The following is a 16998-nucleotide window of genomic DNA, read 5'->3' as shown; positions in this document are numbered from 1 at the left end:
GCGGCACCCGCGCTCGCTGCCGGGTCACCTGCATCACGTGACTCACCGGCGTACCGCGCCGACCGCCCCCGCCGCACCCGTACCCGCTCCCGCCTCCGCCCCCGCGGCATCCGCGGACTCCGGCAGTTCGATCGTGAACCGCGCGCCGCGCCCCGGCCGCCCGGCGGCCGTGACCGTGCCGCCGTGCGCCGTGACGACCTCCCGCAGCAGCGCCAGCCCGAGCCCGTACCGGCCCCCGGCACCCCCGCGGTGGAACCGTTCGAACAGCCGCTCCGCCTCCGCCGGGTCGAAGCCCGCGCCGGTGTCGGTGACGGACAGGCCGACCGTGCCCGCGGCCCGTGTCAGCGTCACCTCGATCCGGCCGCCCGCCGGGGTGTGGCTGATCGCGTTGGACAGCAGTTCGCCGACCGCGCGGCGCAGCGCGGACTCGATGCCGTGGACGAACAGGGAGTGCGGCGGCCCGGCCACGCTGACGGACAGGCGGGCGCCGCGCGTGTACTCCGCCACCTCGGCCGCCACCGACCGGGCCAGCGCCGCCAGATCGACCGCCCGGCGCTCGGCGGGCCGCGCCGGGTCCGCTTGCAGGCTCGCGGACAGCAGCAGGTCGTCCAGTACGTCGCCGAGCCGGCCGACCGAGCCGACGAGCCGGTCGAGGCCGTCGCGGTACGGGCCCGGCAGTTCCTCGGCGGCGGCCCGTCGCGAGAGCAGCTGGGCCCGCGCGTACACCTGGGTGATCGGGGTGCGCAGCTCGTGGCTGGCGTCCGCGACGAACCGGCGCTGCCGGGCGAGCGCCTCGGCGAGCGGGGCGACGGACAGCCGCCCGAGCACGATCCCGGTCACCGTGGCGGCGGCGAGCCCGACGAGTTCGGCGACGCCCAGGGCGTACCAGAGGTGTCTGCGGTCGGCGAGCTGGAAGCGCATGTCGAACACCGCCTGCACGACGCGGCCGTCGGCGCGGACGGTCGAGCGCACCCGGTAGACGGTGTCGTTGCGCTCGACGGTGCGCTCGACCGCCGCGCCGGTGCGGCGCGCCCGGTCCATGTCGGCGCGTACCGGGAACCCCTCGGGGGCGTTCGCCAGCGGCTCCGCGCCGGGTGTGAACAGCCAGGTGCACACCGGTGGGCTCGACGGGTCGGCGCGCTCGGCGCCGTAGCGCAGCTCGCGCCACACCTGCTCGCTCTGGGCGTGCGTCATGACCGCGTCGGCGACGCCGCCGACGACCGCGAGGAGCAGGGTGATGGTCGCCGCGGTGATCACGCCGATCCGCAGCCGCGCGCGGCGTACGGCCGACAACTCCGCGGACGCCGAGGACGACTTCGGCTCGGCCACCGGCACGGACCTCGTAGCGAACGGGGACCTCACAGCGCCCCCAGCCGGTAGCCGAGGCCGTGGACGGTCCGTATGACCCGGTGGCCGAGCTTTCGGCGCAGGTAGTAGACGTAGGTGTCGACGATGGACTGGGCCGACGCCTCCTGGAAGACCAGCCCCCGCAGCTGCGCCCGGGAGTAGACGAGGTCGGGGCGGGCGGCGAGCGCCCACAGGAGCGCGAACTCGCGCGCCGCGAGCCCGACCCGCTCCCCGTCGGCCAGCTCGACCTCACGCGCGCCGATGTGCAGGCGCCCCGCCCCGATCCGCAGCACGCCGGCGCCCTCGTGGCCGCGTCGGCACAGGACGCGTAAGCGGGCGCTCAGCTCGTCGAAGGCGAAGGGCTTGGTGACGTAGTCGTCGGCGCCGGCGTCGAGCCCGTCGACCCGGTCGTGCACGGTGCCCATCGCGGTCAGCAGCAGCACCGGCGTCCGTACGGCCCGTGACCGCAGTCGGCGCAGCAGGTCGAGCCCGTCGAGCACCGGCAGCCGCCGGTCGATGACGAGCACGTCGTACGGCCGGGTCAGCCCCAGGTGCAGCCCCCGCTGCCCGTCCCTGGCCGCCTCGACGACGTACCCCTCGCCGCTCAGCACCTCGACGAGCATGGAGACCAGCTCGCAGTCGTCCTCGACGACCAGCAGCCGCCGAGGATCCCGTACATCTTGAACCGCCACGTCGGCACTCCTCAGTCCCAGGCCCCTCGGCTGTTGCACGGGAGGTACGTAGGAGACGGGCGGTCTGTTCAGGCGGCACGAACTCATGCCCGAAATGCGCAGACGTGACCGATCTCTGAGTCGAACCCGCCGTATGACGTGAAGATACTGTGACGTAAGTCTCGGAAGTGCCGTGAAGAATTGCCCGGATTATCGGGAGTTGTGGTCTCGTCCAGGCATGATCGGTGTCGCTAGGTTGACGCGACGTTACGTTCAGTCGTCTCAGGGGTGGGGCTCTGTGGTGTCGCGTGGTCGTGGGCGGGGTTGTCGGGCGTGGTTGACGGCGGGGTTGGGCACGGTGCTGCTGCTGGGCACGGCGCCGGTCGTGGAGGCGAGTGAGACTCCGGGCAGTGCGCACGTGCCCTCGGCGGTTTCGTCGGACGCCGGTGCGACTGCGGGGGGTGCGGCGGGTGCGGCGACGGAGGGCGAGGCGGCGGCGCGGGCGGAGCGGACCGGTGAGCCGGTGGAGATCCTGTCGTTGCGGGGTGAGTCGAGCGAGGTGTTCGCGACTCCGGACGGGTATCTGGAGGCGCGCGAGTATCTGCGGCCGGTACGGACCAGGGTGGGCGGCGCGTGGAAGCCGATCGACACCGGGCTTGCCGCGGCCGCGGACGGCATGGTGGCGCCTGGGGCGACCACGGTGGGGCTGGAGTTCTCCGGTGGCGGGCAGGGGCCGTTGGTGCGGATGGCCAGGGCGGGGCGCGAACTGTCGCTGTCGTGGCCGGGCGGGTTGCCGCAGCCGCGGCTGGAGGGGGATACGGCGGTCTACCCCGAGGTGCTGCCGGGGGTCGACCTGCGGATGGGTGTGCAGGCGGACGGGTTCACCCAGTTGCTGGTGGTCAAGTCCGCCGAGGCGGCGGCCAACCCGGAGCTGGCGCAGCTTCGGCTGCACTTGGACGCGGCCGGGATGGCCGTGCGCGAAACCGCGGTCGGCGGGTTGGAGGCGGTCGACGCCGGGGCCGGAGGGGCGGTGTTCGAGGCGCCGCAGCCGATGATGTGGGACTCCAGCGGAGGCGCCGCCCCCGCCGCCCGGGCTACGGCTGACGGCGATCCGGGGGCGGGGGAGTCGGGCAAGCTCGCGCCGGTCGGCGTGGAGGTCGCCGAGGCGTCCGGGCAGTTGGTGCTGACGCCGGACGCGGGGGTGCTGCGGGGTGCGGACACGGTGTATCCGGTGTTCATCGACCCGCAGTGGTATACGCCGGACGCGTCGGCGTGGACGTTCGCGTCGAAGTACTGGGCGTCGTCGCCGCAGTGGCGGTTCAACGGCGATTCCAACGCCGGGATGGGGTATTGCGGCTGGGACTACTGTGCGCCGCACGACACCAAGCGGGTGTTCTACCGCATCCCCACCTCCAGGTTCGCGGGCAAGTCGGTGTTGTCGGCGGAGTTTGTGGTGCGCAACGTGTGGTCGGCGTCGTGCTCCGATCGCGGCGTGGAGTTGTGGCGTACGAAGGACATCAGCTCGTCGACCACGTGGAACAGCCAGGATGCCGGGTCGGGCTTCTGGCTGGACAAGCTGGACACGCGTTCCTTCGCGCACGGCTACGACGGCTGTGCTTCGAAGGACGCCGAGTTCGGCATCAGATCGGCGGTGCAGCAGGCGGCGAACAAGAAGTGGTCGACGATGACGTTCGGTCTGCGGGCGGGCAGTGAGTCGGACAAGTACGCGTGGAAGCGGTTTGCGGATAGGGCGTTTTTGCGGGTGAAGTACAACCGGCCGCCGCCGCAGATCAAGATGGCGCAGCTGACGATGCAGTACGGCGGGGTGTGCAAGCGGCCCGGTGAGAAGGCCCGTATCCGCACGCTGGGCAGGATCTACGCCCGGGATGTCACCGATCCGGACGGCGACAGCGTCGCGGTGCAGTTCCAGGCCAAGTGGCAGGGTTCGGACGGCACCATCGAGCGGTGGAAGCCGGAGCGCAGTACGTTCAAGCGGTCGGGTTCAACCTTTGCTCCGTCGCTGCCGTCCAGCATCCCGCGGGACACGAACGTGCACTGGTACGCGCGCGCCTATGACGGGGCGCAGTGGTCGCCGTGGTCGTATGCGGGGGATACGAAGACCGGCTGCTATTTCGTCTACGACACGAATGTGCCCAAGGCGCCCACCGTCACCTCGGGGCAGTATCCGGAGTCCGATCCGGAAAACCCGGACGACCCCTGGCTCGACGGAGTGGGCCGGTACGGGACGTTCACCTTCGACTCGCCGGATTCGGATGTGGACCGCTACCGCTACGGCATCAACGGCGACCCCGACCCCGGCAACGAGGTCTCCACCTCCGGCGGCGCGGCCAGGGACGTGAAGATCCTCCCGACCCGGCCAGGACTGAACTTCGTCACCGCCGAGTCCTTCGACACCGCCGGAAACAGGAGCAGCGAGGTCCGTACCTATATGTTCCGGGTCAAGGCCGGGCAGCCGGAGCGCGCGACCTGGCAGCTCGATGAGCCCGCCGGGGCTGCTCAGGCCGAGGGCTCCACCCCGCCCAGGACGTTGGACCTGCGCGGTGGTGCCACCACGGGGGCGGTGGGGGCGCGCGGAAACGCGATCGCCTTCGACGGCGTCGACGGCCATGTGGCCACCGATATCCCGGTGGTGGAAACCACCACAGCACATGCGGTCTCGGCGTGGGTGAAGCTGGACGAGATACCTCAGGGCAATGCGATGGTCGCCTCCCACCCGGGCAACTCGCGCTCCAGTTTCGCGCTGTTCTACCACGCCGGGCTGCAGCGGTGGGTGTTCAACCACCATGCCGCCGACGCGCCCGGCGGTGTCACCCGGGCCATGGCCGATGCCCCCGGCGGCGTCACCGCAGGGGAGTGGACGCACCTGGTGGGCTCCTACGACGGGCACAACCAGCGCATCGAGCTGTTCGTCAACGGGCAGCTCGCCGGCCAGGCCGACGTCACCGGCTTGTGGGACGCCAGGCGGGGGCTGATGCTCGGGGCGAGTACCAGCGACGGCAGCCCGGCGCACTTCCTGCCCGGCGCGCTGGATGAGGTCCAGCTCTTCGACCGTCGGCTGAACCCGGAGGACGTCGCCAAGCTCTATCAGCACCAGATGGTCGGCGACGACCCCAGCCGCCCGGCGGTGGCCGTCTTCGACCTCGATGAACCGGCCGGCGCCACCCGGGTATCGGGCCAGGCCGAAGTGATCCCCGCCACCTATCACGGTGGCGTGACCACCGGGACTGCCGGGGTGGCCGGCAAGGCAGCCTCCTTCAACGGCACCGACGGCTACGCACAGATCGGCCAGAACCGGGGTACCCCCTTCGACAGCCGCCGCAGCTACGCCCTGGCCGCCTGGGCGAAGATCACCCCCGGCTCGTACCAGGGCCGCAAAGCCGTCATCTCGCTGCTGGACAACCAACGGCCGGTGGTCAGCCTCTTCTACGCCGCCGACAAGGACCGGTGGGCCGTGGGCGGATTCGACGCCGACACCACCGACGCGCAACTGATCTACGCCGGACAACCCGACGGCGCCGCCCACCAGGACACCTGGGCCCACATCGTCGGCGTCCACGACGCCGTCACCCAGACGATCACCCTGTACGTCAACGGCGACCGCATCGCCCGGGCGGCGTGGACCAACGCCCGCTTCGCCGACCGCCCCCTGCTCATCGCCGCCAGCGAACTGTCCGGCACCACCGGCGAGTACTTCCCGGGCACCATCGACGACGTCCGCATCTTCGACCGCCCGATCTCCACCCCCGAAGTCCAGCAGCTCTACAAGCACCGTCCCCTGGTCAAGGGCCGGTGGAAGCTGGAGGGCACCGATGGTGCGACCCCTCCGGTCACGGCGGACGACTCGCCGGGCGGTCACGACATGACCCTGCACGGCGGTGCGGCGATCGGCTCCGGCTGGGTCGACACCGGCGCGATGGACCTTGATGGAGTGGGCGCCTATGCGGCTACCTCCGGGGTGCCGGTGGACACGGGCGGGAGCTACACGGTCACCGCCTGGGCACAAGCCGCCGCTCTGCCAGACGGCCCGGCCTCGCTCGTCAGCGCCACGGGTAGCAGGCAGAGCGCGTTCGCGGTGCGGTACGTACCAGCCGCAGATTCCGCAGCCGGCGCGGGGAGCTGGCAGATAGCGCTGCCGGGGGCCGACACCGACACCGCAGGCGTGGTGCGTGTGCGGAACGAGCAGTTCTGGGATGTGCGGGAGTGGAACCATCTCGCCTTGGTCTACGACGGCTTCGCCAAGGAGGCGCGGCTCTACGTCAACGGCGAACTGGAGGAAGTGGCCTGTGCCGACGCCGACGGCGACGGGACAGCGGACGATCCTGCCTGCACGGACCGGCTCTCCTGGGCCCAGGATGTGCTGACCTTCACCGCCGGCGAGTCCTTGCAGATCGGCCGGAGCAAGACGGGCGGTGCGTGGGGCGAGTACTGGCCCGGCGCGGTCGACGACGTGTGGGTCTTCCAGGGGGCGCTGACCGGCGGCCAGGTCGCCCTGCTTGCGCTCGGTATGCCGGACGTCGTCACCGACGTCCCTGACAACAGTTGATATCGCACTCCGCCCGGCGCTGCCCCCAACGGCGCCGGGGCTCTCACCCCATTCACCAGCACCCGGCTTCCACCGGCGGCCCGCACGCGGGCGATGGTGGCGCGGCAGCGGAGACGAGGACGACGGGATGAACCGGAAGGTCAGCAGGCGCGTCAGATGGACGAACGGCAAGGTGGCGTTGGGGGCGGCGGCCCTGATGGTCGCCACCCTTCTGCAGAGTGTCACGACGACGCCCGACGCGGTCGCGGACGGCGGCAGCGGCAGTCCGGACGTGCCCCGGGCGGAGCAGCCGGTCGCCGGTGAATCGGCGACGAAGATCAAGCCGCGTCCGCGGCCGGATGGTCCGAGAACGCCGCGGAAGGAGCCTGACGCCGCTTGGCCGGAGCCGGCGACCGCCCGGGTCGAGCTGAGTTCCGCGGGTGTCAGGAGCACCCAAGATCTGCCGAGCGCCACGGCCCTTCCCCTCTCCTTGGACGTGCCCTCCGCGGACGGTGGGCATCCCGCGGCTGCGGCGGAGGCGGCAAAGGGCGCCCGGGGCACGGTGACCACGCGCGTCCTGGGCCGTCAGGCGGCCCGGCAGGCGGGCGTCGACGGGGTGCTGTTCGCGCTGGAGTCCGAACCCGGCTCCCAGCGCGCGGCGGGTGAGGTACGCGCGACGGTGGACTACGCGGCCTTCGCCGAGGCGTTCGGCGGCGACTACGCCTCCCGGCTCACCCTCGTCGAGATGCCGGCCTGCGTCCTGGACACGCCCGACAAGCCCGGGTGCCGCGCGAGCGAGCCGCTGCCGACGGCCAACGACGCGGAGAAGCGGACGCTCACCGCCGACACGGTCCACCTCGGCACCCGTGAACCGACGGTGCTCGCCGCCGTCGCCGCCGAGGAGGGCGGGAAGGGGGACTACAAGGCCACGTCGCTGGCGCCGTCGTCGTCGTGGAAGGTGAACCTCAACTCGGGGGATTTCTCCTGGTCGTACGGTATTCCGGTCCCGGAGGTGCCCGGAGGGCTACAGCCGAGCGTGGGCATGTCGTACTCGTCGGGCGCGGTCGACGGCCGCACCGGAGGAACCAACAACCAGTCGTCCTGGGTAGGCGACGGGTTCAGCTTCTGGCCCGGGTACATCGAGCGCCAGTACAAGCCGTGCGCGGACGACGGTGTCAAGCACGCCGACGGCAGCAAGCCGGGCGACCAGTGCTGGGGCCACGACAACGCGTTCATCTCCTTCAACGGCAAGGGCGGCGAACTCGTCCCGGCCGGCAACGACCAGTGGAAGCTGCGTGACGACGACGGCACCCGGGTCACCCGCCTGGACTCGGCCGCCCGCGGCAACGGCGACAACAACGGCGAGTACTGGCGGGTCACCGATCCGCAGGGCGTGCGCTACTACTTCGGCTACAACCGGCTGCCGGGCTGGACCGAGGGCAAGGAGACCACGGGTTCGGCCTGGAACGTCCCGGTGTTCGGCGACGATTCCGGCGAGCCGTGCCACGACGGGGCCGGCTTCGGCTCGTCCTGGTGCCAGCAGACCTGGCGCTGGAACCTCGACTACGTCGTCGATCCGCACGGCAACGCCCTCGCCTACTACTACCACCAGGAGAAGAACTCCTACGGCCGCAACCTGAAGGCGGAGAACAACACCCGCTATACCCGCGGGGGAACCCTGGACCGCATCGAGTACGGGCTGAAGCATTCCTCGGTGTACGGCACGAAACCGCTGGCCAAGGTCGACTTCAGCAGCGGTGAGCGGTGCCTGCCCAATGCGCAGACCGACTGCTCGTCCATCGGCACCGACGCGGCCTACTGGTACGACACCCCCTGGGACCTGAACTGCGGAGAGACGGCCGACTGCGATCAGGGCCGGTACGCGCCCAGCTTCTGGAGCCGCAAGCGACTGACCAAGGTAACCACCCAGGTGCTCAAGGGCGACGGAACGTACGGCACCGTCGACTCCTGGAAGCTGGCACACCGCTGGGGAATGGCCGACACCGACTACCAGCTGCTCCTCGACTCGATCCAGCGCACCGGCCACACCGCCGCGCCGGCGATCACTCTGCCGAAGACCACGTTCGTCTACACCCAGCTGGCCAACCGGCTGGACAAAACGGGGGACGGCTACGCGCCGTTCATCAAGGCCCGGCTGTCGTCGGTCGCGGACGAGTACGGCGGCCGGATCGACGCCAACTACTCCGCCGCTGCCTGCGACTGGAGCGCGCTGCCCACCCCGCAGACGAACACCACCCGCTGCTTCCCCCAGTACATCGGCGGCAGCGACACCGCCGACCCGGAGCGGCAGTGGTTCAACAAGTACGTCGTCACCTCCATGACGGAGACCGACCGGACCGGCGGCGCTCCCGACTCCGTCACCCGCTACGAGTATCTGGGCGGGGCGGCCTGGCACTACGACGATGACGACAGTCTGACGAAGGAGAAGTTCAAGACCTGGTCGCAGTGGCGAGGCTACGGCCGGGTGCGGGTCAAAACAGGCGGGCTGCTCGGCGAGGCGGCCATGGTGTCGCAGTCCGACACCTACTTCCTCCGCGGCATGCACGGAGACCGCGAGAGTCCCACCGGCGGCACCAAGAGCGTGTCCGTCAGCCTCGGTGCCGGGGAGGGCGACCCGATCACCGACCACGAGTCGGCCGCCGGCTTCGCGTACAAGACCGTCGACTTCACCGGCCCCGGCGGCAAGGTCCTGAACAAGACCGTCAACCGGCCCTGGCACCACCGGACGGCGAAGAAGGAACGCTCCTGGGGCACGGTCACCGCCAACCTCACCGGCACCGCGCGCACCAAGACCTGGACCTCCCTGGACAACGGCGTTGGCAACGACTGGCGGGTGACGTCGAAGGCGAACACCCACGACACGGTCGCCGGCCGGCTGACCGAGGTGAACGACTTCGCGGACAACTCCACCGCGGCCGACAACCGGTGCACCCGCACCACGTACGCCACCAACGCGGACAAGAACATCCTCACCCTGCCCGCGCGGGTGGAGACGGTCACCAAGGCGTGCGGCGACCCCGTGGACCGCACTAAGGACGTCCTCACCGACGTCCGCACGGCCTACGACGGGTCGGCGATCGACGCCACTCCGACTCCGCCGACGAGGGGCGACGCCACGGCCACCGCCGTGCTGAAGTCCCGTACCGCGGACGAGGCCGTCTACCTGGAATCCACCGCAGAGTACGACGCCTACGGCCGCGAGCGGGCCAGCACCGACCTCACCGCGAACCTGGCCTTCGACGCGAGCGGGCAGCTGAAGTCGCGCGACGCGCGCACGGACGGACGCACCTCCACCACCGCCTACACACCTACGACCGGCCTCGTCACCCGTGTCGAGGAGACCACGCCGCCGGCCACCCCCGGCGATGCCACCACGGCGCTGACCTCCACCACCACCTACGCGCCGGCACGCGGGCTGCCGCTCACCCAGGCCGACACGAACGGCAAGACCACCACGTCGGCGTACGACGCCCTGGGCCGTACGACAAAGGTGTGGCTGCCCGACCGGCGCACCAGCCTGACGCCGAACTACGAGTTCACGTACCAGGTGACCGAGGGGAAGCCGGTCGCGGTCGGCACCAGGACCCTCGGCAACTCGGGCGCCCAGCGCACCTCGTACACCCTCTTCGACGGGTTCCTGCGCGAACGCCAGACCCAGGCACCCGGGCCCGGCGGGGGCAGGCTACTGAGCGACATCTTCTACGACGAGCGGGGCCTGGTCGGAGAGACCTTCGCGCCGTACTACACGGACAAGCTGCCGTCCCCGGAACTTTTCCTCCCGCAGGACACGATCACCGTGGACACCCAGTACCGGCACACCTACGACGGTCTCGGACGCAGTATCCAGACCCAGCAGGTGGGCGGCAGCGGCGACGGACACACCGTTCTGGCGACGACCACCACCCAGTACCGCGGCGACCGCACGACGGTGATCCCGCCTGACGGCGGAACCACCACGACATCCCTCGTCGACGCCCGGGGCCGGACCACAGCCGTGCGCCAGCACCACGCGCCGAGCCCAGAGTCCACGTACGACGAGACCGGCTACCGGTACACGCCGCGCGGCGAGCTGGCGAAGGTGACCGACCCGGCCGGGAACTCATGGACGTACCGCTACGACCAGCTCGGACGCCAGATCGAGGCGAACGACCCGGACAAGGGCACCACCACGACGGTCTATGACGACCGCGGCCAGGTCGTCTCCACCACCGACGCCCGCGGGACCAAGCTCGTCAGCCTCTACGACGGCATCGGGCGCCAGACCGAGCTGCGGGAGTCCTCACCCACCGGCATCCTGCGCGCGTCCTGGACGTACGACACGGTCAGCGGTGCCAAGGGGCATCTGGCCTCGTCGACCCGCTACGTGGACGGCGAGGCGTACACGAACAAGGTCGTCGCGTACGACCGGCAGTACCGGGTGCTTCGCTCCACGGTCACCATTCCCGCCTCCGAGGGCGCGCTGGCGGGGACGTACCTGTCCTCGACGACGTACAACGTCTCCGGCACCGTGCAGGCGGTCGGCTTCCCGAAGGCCGGGGCGTTGCCGTCGTCGGGTGTCACGTTCACGTACGAGGACGAGACCCTCCGCCCGATCGAACTCGGCGGCGACCAGGGACTGAAGGCGACCATCAGCTACACCAAAGACGGCAAGCCGCAGCTCTACGAGCTGTCGAACAGCGGCAGCAAGACCGTCACCGTGGCGAATGTCTACGAGCGGGGGACGCAGCGCCTCGCCACGTCGCGCGTCGAACGACAGGACGTGCCCGGCGTCGACCAGCACAACACCTTCACGTACGACGCGGCCGGAAACGTGCTGTCCGTGGCCGACGTCTCCCGGTCCGGCACGGACAACCAGTGCTTCGACTACGACTTCGCCCGTCGGCTGACGACGGCCTGGACCGAGGGCGACACCGAGTGCTCCGCCCAGCCGACGGCCGCGGCGGTGGGCGGGCCGGCACCGTACTGGCACTCCTACACCTACGGCAAGGCGGGCAACCGCCTCACTGAAACCCGGCACGACACCGGCGGCGACACCGCCAAGGACACGGTACGCACCTACGCCTACCCGGCCTCGGGCAGCCCGCGCCCGCACAGCCTCACGTCCGTCACCAGCAGCGGACCCACCGGCACGGCGCAGGACACCTACACCTACGACGCCGCCGGCAACACCGCCACCCGCAACCTGGGGGGCGACACCCAGACCCTCGAATGGGACGCCGAAGGCCACCTGGCCAAGGTCACCGAGCCGGTCGAGGGCGGCGCCGACAAGGTCACCAGCTACCTCTACGACGCAGGCGGCAACCGCCTCATCGCCCGCACCCCCACGGAGACCACCCTCTACCTCGGCGCCACCGAGGTCACCCTGCCCAAGGGCGCCACGGCGGCGAAGGCCACCCGCTACTACGACCTCGGCGGCGGCCACCAGGCGGTCCAGGAGGACGACGGCAGCGTCTCGTTCACCCTGGCCGACCACAACGGCACCGGCCAACTGGCCGTCGACGCCGCCACCCAGACCCTCGACCAGCGCCGCAGCCTGCCCTTCGGCGCCCCCCGCGGCCCGGAACCCGCTTCCTGGCCGGGCACCCGAGGCTTCGTCGGCGGCACCGACGACACCGCCAGCACCGGCCTGCAACACCTCGGCGCCCGCGAGTACGACCCGGACCTGGGCCGCTTCATCAGCGTCGACCCACTCCTCGAACTCGACAAACCCCAAACCCTCAACGGCTACACCTACGCCGCCCAGAATCCGCTGACGTTCAAGGACCCCACGGGCCTGGGACTGGACTGCGGCAGAGGATCCCCGAGCGGTGTCAGCTGCGGCAACGCGCAAACCCGCGCGGACGGCAGCCGCGGTGACGGCATGAACCAGACCGGCGGCGGCGTCATGGGCAAACCGTCCGTGAACCACCCCCACAACGGCAACACCTCGTCGCAGGGCCCGAGCCAGACCATCCACATCACCCAAGAGGACGGCGTGGTGTGGATGGAGGGTTTCCGCCTGCCCTCAGCCCTCGAACTGGAGCGGATGTACCCAACGCTCAGCAACGAGGAGGACCGGCTGGACCACCACATCCGGGCGTCGTGTGATCCGGGAGAGATTGCTCCGGGCAGTAAGGACTTCTGCGCCGTCGCAGGCGACCTCGGCTGGCTCGACCGGCCACAGACCGCCTTTGACCAGTTCGTCCTCTCGATCGTCGCACCCGACATCGGCGCCTGGAAGGAATGCCTGAAGAACCCGGGCTTCACCAGCGCCTGCGGCTCTGCCGCCCTCGACCTGCCGTGGGCCAAAGCACTCAAGCCGATCAAGTTCCTCAAGGCGGCGAAGAAGTGTCACAGCTTCATCCCCGGCACTAAAGTGCTGCTGGCCGACGGTAGCTCCAAATCCATTGAGGACCTTAGAATCGGCGACAAAATTGTCGCTACCGACCCGGAGACCGGCAATACCACCATCCGCGAGGTCGTCGCAACGATCAACACTGAGGACGACAAGAACTTCGTCGATCTCAGTATCAAAGCCGACGGCCGGACCACCACCCTGACCTCCACCACCACACACCCGTTCTGGGTAGAGGAACTGAACGGGTGGGCCAACGCCGGCAACCTCGCTGTCGGCCAGACCCTACGCACGCCGGACGGCGCCACCGCCACCATCCAGGGCGTCCGCCACTACACGAAGCGCCAACGCACGCACGACCTCACGATCAACGACATCCACACGTACTATGTGCTGGCGGGGGCCACGCCGGTACTCGTTCACAACAGCAACTGCGGCGTCGCCCGTAACGAGAAGGGGCAGTTCACGTCTGGGGAGAATGCGGACGCGGCCCGTGGCCGTCAGACACACTTGAACTACAAGAATGCCTTGGGGGCCGGGTACGACTTCGAAGTCAGGCTTCCGAACAGGCTCCGGCCTGATGCGGTCGACTGGAAGAACCGTGTCGTGCGTGAGTTGAAGTCGGATGCGCCGAGCAGCCAGGCGGCGGGGCGGCGACAGTTGCAGAAGTACGTCGCCGAGTTGGAGGATATGACCGGTCAGAGCTGGACTGGCCATCTCGACACGTATAAGAGGTTCGGCTGATGGTTAACTCTATTCTCCTGGAGACTCTCAATGAAGTCTTCAAGCCGCTGGGTTTTCGAAAGAAGTCGGCGAACTGGTACAGAGTGTCTGGCGATCTCTACTGTGTAGTTGGCGTCCAGGAGTCCCGCTGGGATGAGTCGTGCTACGTAAATGTCGGATTCGCGCCAGCGGTCAATGCCAAGGCGGGGTGGCTCCCGGAGTCGAAATGTCTCGTCAGGTTCAGGGCGGACGCAATCACCTCCATTTCCCGCGACGATCTCGACCTCCTATCTGGACAAGCAGCGGAGGCGCGTGGTGAGGATTCCCTTCGAATGGACCTTGTCGAAAAGATTGCAACTCCAGTAGCGCGGGCGGTCAATCCGATTGAGAGCATTCAGGGCTTGAAGTCGCTGCTGCGTACGAGCGTTAGCGATCAGGTGTTCATTCATCGTGAAATCAGGGGTGAATTGCTTGAAGAGGGGTGACGCAGCGTCCTTGATTCCGAGCCGACAGGTTCACTTGCGTGGTCAGGGACGGTCGAGGGAGTTGCCGAGTGCGGTCAAGGCGTCCTGTTGGAGGCGGAGCCGTACGTGGGCGTAGACAGTGGCGGTGACGCCGATGTGGGGCGTGGCCGAGGAGTTCCTTGATCATGACGAGTTCGACGCCCTGTTCCAGGAGCGGGGTCGCAGTCGAATGGCGGAGGTCGTGAAAGCGGATGCGGCGGAGGCCGCCCTGACGGAGGAGCGTGGTGAAGGCGCGGCTGAGGTTGGTTGGGTCGAGCGGTGTGCCCTGCGCAGTGGTGAACACGTGCCCGCTGTGCTGCCACGCGGCGCCTGCGGCCTCCCGCTCGCGCTGCTGCTGCTCACGGTGGAGATTCAGAAACCGGACGCAGCGGGCGGGGAGGGCGATGCGGCGCTCGGAGGCTCGCGTCTTGGTGGGCAGCGTGGTGAGACCGCCGGTACCGGTGCGCTGGAGTGTGCGGCGGATGGCGGCGGTGCCTGCGTCGAGGTCGACGTCTCCCCAGTGGAGGCCGAGGAGTTCGCCCTTGCGGAGTCCGGTGTGCAAGGCGAGTTCGAACAGGGCATGCAGCCGGTGGCCTTGGGCCGTGGTGAGGAGCTGACGGGCTTCGTCGACAGTGAGGGGTTCGAAGCGCCGGGGCCGTGGGGTGCCGGTGCGGACGTTGCGGGCGACATTGCGGGGGATCTCTTCCTCGCGTACGGCGTGCTCCAGGGCGGACTTCAGTACGGAGTGGATGTAGGTGAGCGTCAGCGGGGAGAGCAGCTTGTGGCAGCACTGGCCGGCGGCACAGCAGCGGGGCTCATCACGCCGGGCATTGATGCCGCGCGTGCAGCACTGGCAGGTGGTGCGGAGCCGGTCGAGCCAGGTGCGGACGTCCTTGGCGGTGAGCTTGGCCAGCTTCTTCTTGCCGAGGCCGGGGATCAGGTACCGGTCGATGCATGCGGCGTACCGCCTGTGGGTGTTCTCGCGGAGGTGGTGTACGGCGATACGGCGACTACATGCCGGACAAGTGGAGGGCGATACGGGGAAATTTATACCGAACAGCAAATTGCGGGGCGTCAAGAGATGATCGAGACTACCGACGAGTTCGTACGGCTGCGCAACAGCTCAGATCCACAGGAATGCCGCAGGGCGGCAGTTGAGGAGGCGCCCGCGCAGGTATGGATGGAGGTCGTCGATCGATATCCGGAAGAACGGGTGGCAGTTGTCCAGAACAAGACGGTGCCGTTGGCTGTTCTCGAAATACTGATCGACGACCCAGATACTCGCGTCCGCTTCATGGTGGCCATGAAGCGGAAACTGTCACCGGACCTTCTCGAGCGCCTCGCTCACGATGAGGACGAATCAATCAGAATGAGGGTTGCGCAGCACAGGAATACGTCGAGGGAGACATTGGAATCCCTTCGGCACGACCCCTGGAGCGAAGTTCGCGCGGCCGTGGACGACCGACTGGGCGGCACCGGCAGCGATCTCCTTTGAGGTGAGTCGATCGGCCTGAAGAGCCCCACCGAGTTGTGTTTCGGTGGGGCTCTTCAACGGTTTGACGGCAACGCTGACGGCAACGTCAGCGAACGACGGCTGTGGTGGATGGGTCGTCAGGGAGGTCGGTGACCCCGCCGAGTGCGACGTTGAGGGTGTCGATGGCCTCGCGTTGGAGGCGGAGGCGGACGTGGGCGTAGACGCCGGCGGTGACGCCGATGTGGGCGTGTCCGAGGAGTTCCTTGATGACGACGAGGTCGACGCCTTGTTCCAGGAGCAGGGTGGCGGTCGAGTGGGAGGTCGTGGAAGCGGATCGTCCGGAGCCCTGCGCTGTTGAGGAGGCGGCGGAAGCGGTGGGTGAGGTTGGTGGGGTCGAGCGGCTTGCCCTTCGGCGTGGTGAAGATGAGGCCGTTGTCCGTCCAGCTCGTTCCGGCTGCCTGGCGCTCTTCTTGCTGCTGTTCCCGGTGGATTTTGAGGGAGTTGATGCATTCGGTGGGGAGGGCGATGCGCCGCTCGGAGGCCAGGGTCTTGGTGTGTAGGACGGTCAGGCCCTGGGTGCGGGTGCGCTGGAGGGAGCGGTGGATGGTGGCGGTGCCGCAGTCGAGGTCGAGGTCTTTCCAGTGGAGGCCGAGGAGTTCGCCCTGGCGGAGTCCGGTGCGCAGGGCGAGTTCGTACAGGGCGTGAAGCCGGTCGTCGCCGGCCGACTGAAGGAACTGCCGGGCTTCGGTGGCGGTGAGGGGCTGGAAGCGCCTGGGGCGGGGCGTGGTCGTCTTGACGTTCCGGGCGGCGTTGCGCGGCAGTTCGTCCTCGTGGACGGTGTGTTCCAGGGCGGACTTGAGGACGGCGTGGACGTACGTCACGGTAAGCGGCGAGAGCCGCTTTCCGCAGTACTGGCCGATGGCGCAGTAGGACCGTCGGGCGGTGTCCCGTTTCTGGGCGCAGCACTGGCAGGTGGTGCGGAGTCCGTCGAGGAAGGTGCGGATGTCGCGGGTGGTGAGCCGGGCGAGCTTCTTGGCGCCGAGGCCGGGGTTGAGGTGGAGGCGGATGGCGGCGGCGTAGCGGGTGTGGGTGTTCTCCCGCGGGTGGTGTATGGCGACGCCGTTCAGCCAGTAGGTGAGGTAGGCGCTCACGGTGCTGTCGGCCGCTGCGATGGGGAGGCCGCGGTTGGTGGCGGCGATCTTCTCGGTGAGTTTGGTCATCGCGTCTTTGCGGGTGGTGCCGTAGGCGCGGATGCGCTTGCGGGTGTTGCCGGGGGCGAGGACGTATCTGGCGGCTTCCCAGCGGCTGTCCTTGCGCTGGTAGATGGTCCCGTCGCCGTTCGCACGGGTCCGGGAGCGGCGGGAAGAAGTGGGGCGGGGCAG

6 protein-coding genes and 2 pseudogenes are annotated in these 16998 nt (G+C 69.2%); 4 read left to right on the top strand and 4 right to left on the bottom strand.

All coding sequences use genetic code 11. From position 1 onward, the window contains the following. Positions 1–42: 42 nt before the first annotated feature. On the bottom strand, positions 43–1329 hold the full coding sequence (locus ACHZ99_RS32205) for a sensor histidine kinase (protein WP_420308373.1): 1287 nt from the start codon (positions 1327–1329) through the stop codon (positions 43–45). A 29-nt stretch (positions 1330–1358) separates the two neighbouring features. Continuing rightward, positions 1359–2039, bottom strand: a complete 681-nt coding sequence (locus ACHZ99_RS32200) for a response regulator transcription factor (protein ID WP_420308372.1) — start codon at positions 2037–2039, stop codon at positions 1359–1361. Positions 2040–2256: 217 nt separating this feature from the next. Between ACHZ99_RS32200 and ACHZ99_RS32195 the strand changes: the two genes are divergently transcribed. The 3 genes from ACHZ99_RS32195 to ACHZ99_RS32185 all read left to right on the top strand — a co-directional run bounded on the left by ACHZ99_RS32195 (position 2257) and on the right by ACHZ99_RS32185 (position 14124). Beyond that, the gene (locus tag ACHZ99_RS32195) at positions 2257–6582 is read left to right on the top strand and encodes a LamG-like jellyroll fold domain-containing protein (protein WP_420308371.1); all 4326 of its coding nucleotides are present in this window, start codon (positions 2257–2259) and stop codon (positions 6580–6582) included. A 196-nt stretch (positions 6583–6778) separates the two neighbouring features. Continuing rightward, entirely contained in the window at positions 6779–13660 is a 6882-nt protein-coding gene (locus ACHZ99_RS32190; protein WP_420308417.1) for a polymorphic toxin-type HINT domain-containing protein, read from the top strand. Further along, a complete protein-coding gene (locus tag ACHZ99_RS32185) occupies positions 13660–14124 on the top strand; it encodes a DUF4304 domain-containing protein (protein ID WP_420308370.1) in 465 nt (154 codons plus the stop codon). Before ACHZ99_RS32190 ends, ACHZ99_RS32185 begins: the two co-directional genes overlap by 1 nt. Positions 14125–14166: 42 nt before the next feature. Here ACHZ99_RS32185 and ACHZ99_RS32180 read toward each other — a convergent pair. After that, positions 14167–15145, bottom strand: a pseudogene (locus tag ACHZ99_RS32180) (tyrosine-type recombinase/integrase); the annotation flags it as partial. A 78-nt stretch (positions 15146–15223) separates the two neighbouring features. Here ACHZ99_RS32180 and ACHZ99_RS32175 point away from each other — a divergent pair. Next, positions 15224–15637 carry a hypothetical protein gene (locus tag ACHZ99_RS32175; protein ID WP_420308369.1) on the top strand — a complete coding sequence of 138 codons (414 nt, stop codon included), beginning with the start codon at positions 15224–15226 and terminating at the stop codon, positions 15635–15637. A gap of 85 nt (positions 15638–15722) precedes the next feature. On the opposite strand, the pseudogene ACHZ99_RS32170 reads toward ACHZ99_RS32175, so the two are convergent. Continuing rightward, positions 15723–16998, bottom strand: a pseudogene (locus ACHZ99_RS32170) (tyrosine-type recombinase/integrase).

This window comes from Streptomyces sp. MAR4 CNX-425 (assembly GCF_048656465.1).
In the GTDB taxonomy this organism is placed as follows: domain Bacteria; phylum Actinomycetota; class Actinomycetes; order Streptomycetales; family Streptomycetaceae; genus Streptomyces.
The sequence above is the reverse complement of the archived record's forward strand: the minus strand, read 5'-3'. Positions and strand labels throughout refer to the sequence as shown.